Raw genomic sequence first — 2,704 nt, 5'->3', positions numbered from 1 at the left:
CGAGAGCATCGATCAGAACTACGAGTTCGCTGCGGCCAATCTTGGGGCGGGACCGTTCACGGCGTTCCGGCGCATCGTTTTCCCGCTCGCGTTGCCCGGTTTGTTAGCTGGTACCGTGCTCGTTTTCATTCTGTGCATGAATGCATACGCGATGCCCGTTCTCCTGGGAGGTCCACGCTTTCATGTCATGGCGCCTCAGGTCTATCAGCAGATAACCGGCCAATCCAACTGGCCCTTCGGCGGTGCGCTCGCCTTCATTCTCATGATCGCGACGCTCGCGCTCACAATCCTGTCGACCTCCATTATCCAACGGTACTATCGCCGTTGAGGGGATCGACCATGCACTCGTCCAAACTATTTGCAGGGTGACAGAATGACGAAACCTTCCAACTTGGTCCGGCTGCAAATGCAACTCGCACGAGACGGCATCGCAGCGGTTGCACTCGGCCCAGGCCCCTACATGCAATACATTTCGGGTGTTCGACCGCATGCCGACGAGCGACCGAATCTCCTCGTCGTGACGTCCGATAATGCGGCGTTTCTCGTGCCGACGCTGGAGGCGCCCGATATGCGCAAGGCCACCAGCCTTCCTTTCTACACTTATGAGGACGGTCAGGATCCAAGCCGCCCTCTGGCTGCTCTGATAGCCGATCTCAAAATCGATCCGACGGGCCGGGTTCATGTGGACGAAACGATGCGGGCGGACTTCGCGCTCCTGTTTCTCCGTACTTTGGGCACGATGCAGACTGGTTTTGCAGCCGACAGTGTCGGAGGTCTGCGTCAGTGCAAGAATCCCGACGAGGTCGAGGCGATCGCAGCAAACGCCCTCATTGCCGACAAAGCGATGCGCGCTGCCTTCGAAGCCGTCGTTGCTGGGGTAACAGAGCGTGATGTCGCCGCGGCGGCGGCCGCGGCGTTTGAAGCTCAGGGCGCGAAGCCGCTCYTCGCGATCGTTGGAGGTGGCGAGAACGGCGCCTTTCCCCATCATTTCACGAGCGATCGAACGCTTCGCAGCGGCGATGCAATCGTCATCGATCTGGCTGGCCGGTTCGGCGCGTTCTCGAGCGATATCACGCGCGTCGTGCATATAGGGCAGCCGAGCGAGCGCTATCTCAAGGTGCATGCCATTGTCGAGCAAGCAGTCCAAGCGGCCCTCGCAGCGGCTCGTCCCGGCGTCGCGGCGAAAACAGTCGATGCCGCGGCGCGTCGAGTGATCAACGAGGCGGGCTTCGGCGAGTACTTCACGCATCGTACAGGCCACGGCCTCGGCCTGGAAGGGCATGAGGCGCCCTATATCACGCCTTGGAGCGAGACTGTACTTGAAGAAGGCAACGTGTTCTCGATCGAACCCGGTATTTATCTGCCCGGCGAATTCGGAATTCGCCTGGAGGAAATAGTCGTTCTGGAGAAGACGGGCCCTCGCATTCTGAGCGAGTTGCCAAGAACTGTCGTCGTCAGGTGACGCTAGACCACGTTGGTCTCGACAAGTGGCCGGTTCTCCGCCAGCCGCTCGAAGGCGAGAGCGGAGAGGTCCAACGTTTGGTATTCGCCACTAACGATCAGTTCGCTGAGGCCGCGTCCGATCGCGGGCGATTGCTGAAGTCCATGGCCCGAGAAGCCGTTTGCGAGATAGAAGTTCTCTAATCCGGGCACGCGTCCGATGAAAGCATTGTGATCGAAGATGTTCATGTCGTAGTGCCCGGCCCATGCGCGCCCGGGTTTGATCCGCTCGAAGGCGGAGACGCGCCCTGCCAGGACTGGCCAAATCACATCCTCGAAGTATGAGTAATCGACCTCGAAATCCTCGCTGTCCGGATCTTGGTCGGCGGGAAGCGCACCGCCACAGATAAACCCTTTTCCCTCGGGGCGCACATAGATGCCGCTTGGATCGATCATCAGAGGAAACCCTGAAAGACTCTCCGCGCAATCGAACGTGAAGATCATGCGCTTCTTGTTGTGGATTGGAAGATCGATGCCGGCGGCGCGCGCAATCGCTGGTCCACCGGCGCCGGCGGCGTTGACGACAACGTCGCACGCGATCGTCGTTCCGTCGTCGAGGCGAACGGTCGAAAGTCGTGGCCCTGATCGCGTGAAGTCGATGGCGGTCGCCGCCTTGTATGTGACGCCGAGCGAGCGGGCTTTCCGACGAAAGGCCTGCATCAGGCCGTAACCGTCGAACCAACCCTCGCCAGTCCGCCCCCACGTGCCGGCCGCGACGTCATCAGTGTTGAGCCAAGGGAAGCGTTCCTGCAAAGCATCCGATTCGAGAAACATGATGTCGGCGCCGTTGTCGACCTGAACGCGATGATTGGCTGAGAGGATGGAGCGACCCTCGTTCGTAGCAAGAAAGAGGTAACCGTCCTCCCGCAAACCGATTTCCGGTCTCTCGTCGTCGATCTGAAGGTGCTCGCCGATTTTGCGGAGAAACGCGATGCCGTGGAGCGATATCGCGACATTGATGGCAGTCGAGTATTGTTGGCGGATCGAGGCGGCCGAAAGAGCCGATGCACATCGCTGGTAGCTCTGGTCTTTCTCGATCACGAGGATACGGCCCGCGAAACTCGGATGTGCGGCAAGATGGTAGGCGACTGAGCTGCCTATGACCGCTCCGCCGATGATGACGACGTCGTAATGCTCCATCGGATGATTCCTGTCTTATGAACGAGCGCGTGCGTTGTCTCTGATTTGGGCGAGGGAGATTGTG

3 protein-coding genes are annotated in these 2,704 nt (G+C 59.7%); 2 read left to right on the top strand and 1 reads right to left on the bottom strand.

Annotated elements, in window-relative coordinates:
* Together AC1DT3_RS17425 and AC1DT3_RS17420 are read left to right on the top strand one after the other, a co-directional pair.
* Positions 1 to 328, top strand: a 328-nt coding sequence (locus AC1DT3_RS17425) for an ABC transporter permease (protein WP_477466496.1), incomplete at its 5' end; no start/stop codon positions are given.
* Between the two features lie 45 nt (positions 329 to 373).
* Positions 374 to 1,462: a M24 family metallopeptidase gene (locus AC1DT3_RS17420; RefSeq protein WP_477466495.1), complete on the top strand. Its 1,089-nt coding sequence runs from the start codon at positions 374 to 376 to the stop codon at positions 1,460 to 1,462.
* Positions 1,463 to 1,464: 2 nt separating this feature from the next.
* Here the strand turns inward: AC1DT3_RS17420 and AC1DT3_RS17415 are convergent, their stop codons facing one another.
* Positions 1,465 to 2,640 (bottom strand): NAD(P)/FAD-dependent oxidoreductase, encoded by a 1,176-nt coding sequence (locus AC1DT3_RS17415; protein ID WP_477466494.1) that lies wholly within the window; start codon positions 2,638 to 2,640, stop codon positions 1,465 to 1,467.
* Positions 2,641 to 2,704: the final 64 nt, after the last annotated feature.

Source organism: Microvirga sp. P4_G7, from assembly GCF_056401005.1.
Note: the sequence above shows the minus strand (reverse complement) of the source record. Positions and strands in the feature narration are given on the sequence as shown.

Coding starts and splice junctions, on each gene's coding strand:
- AC1DT3_RS17415 (WP_477466494.1), bottom strand. CDS start 2,640: ATGGAGCATTACGACGTCGTCATCATCGGCGGAGCGGTCATAGGCAGC.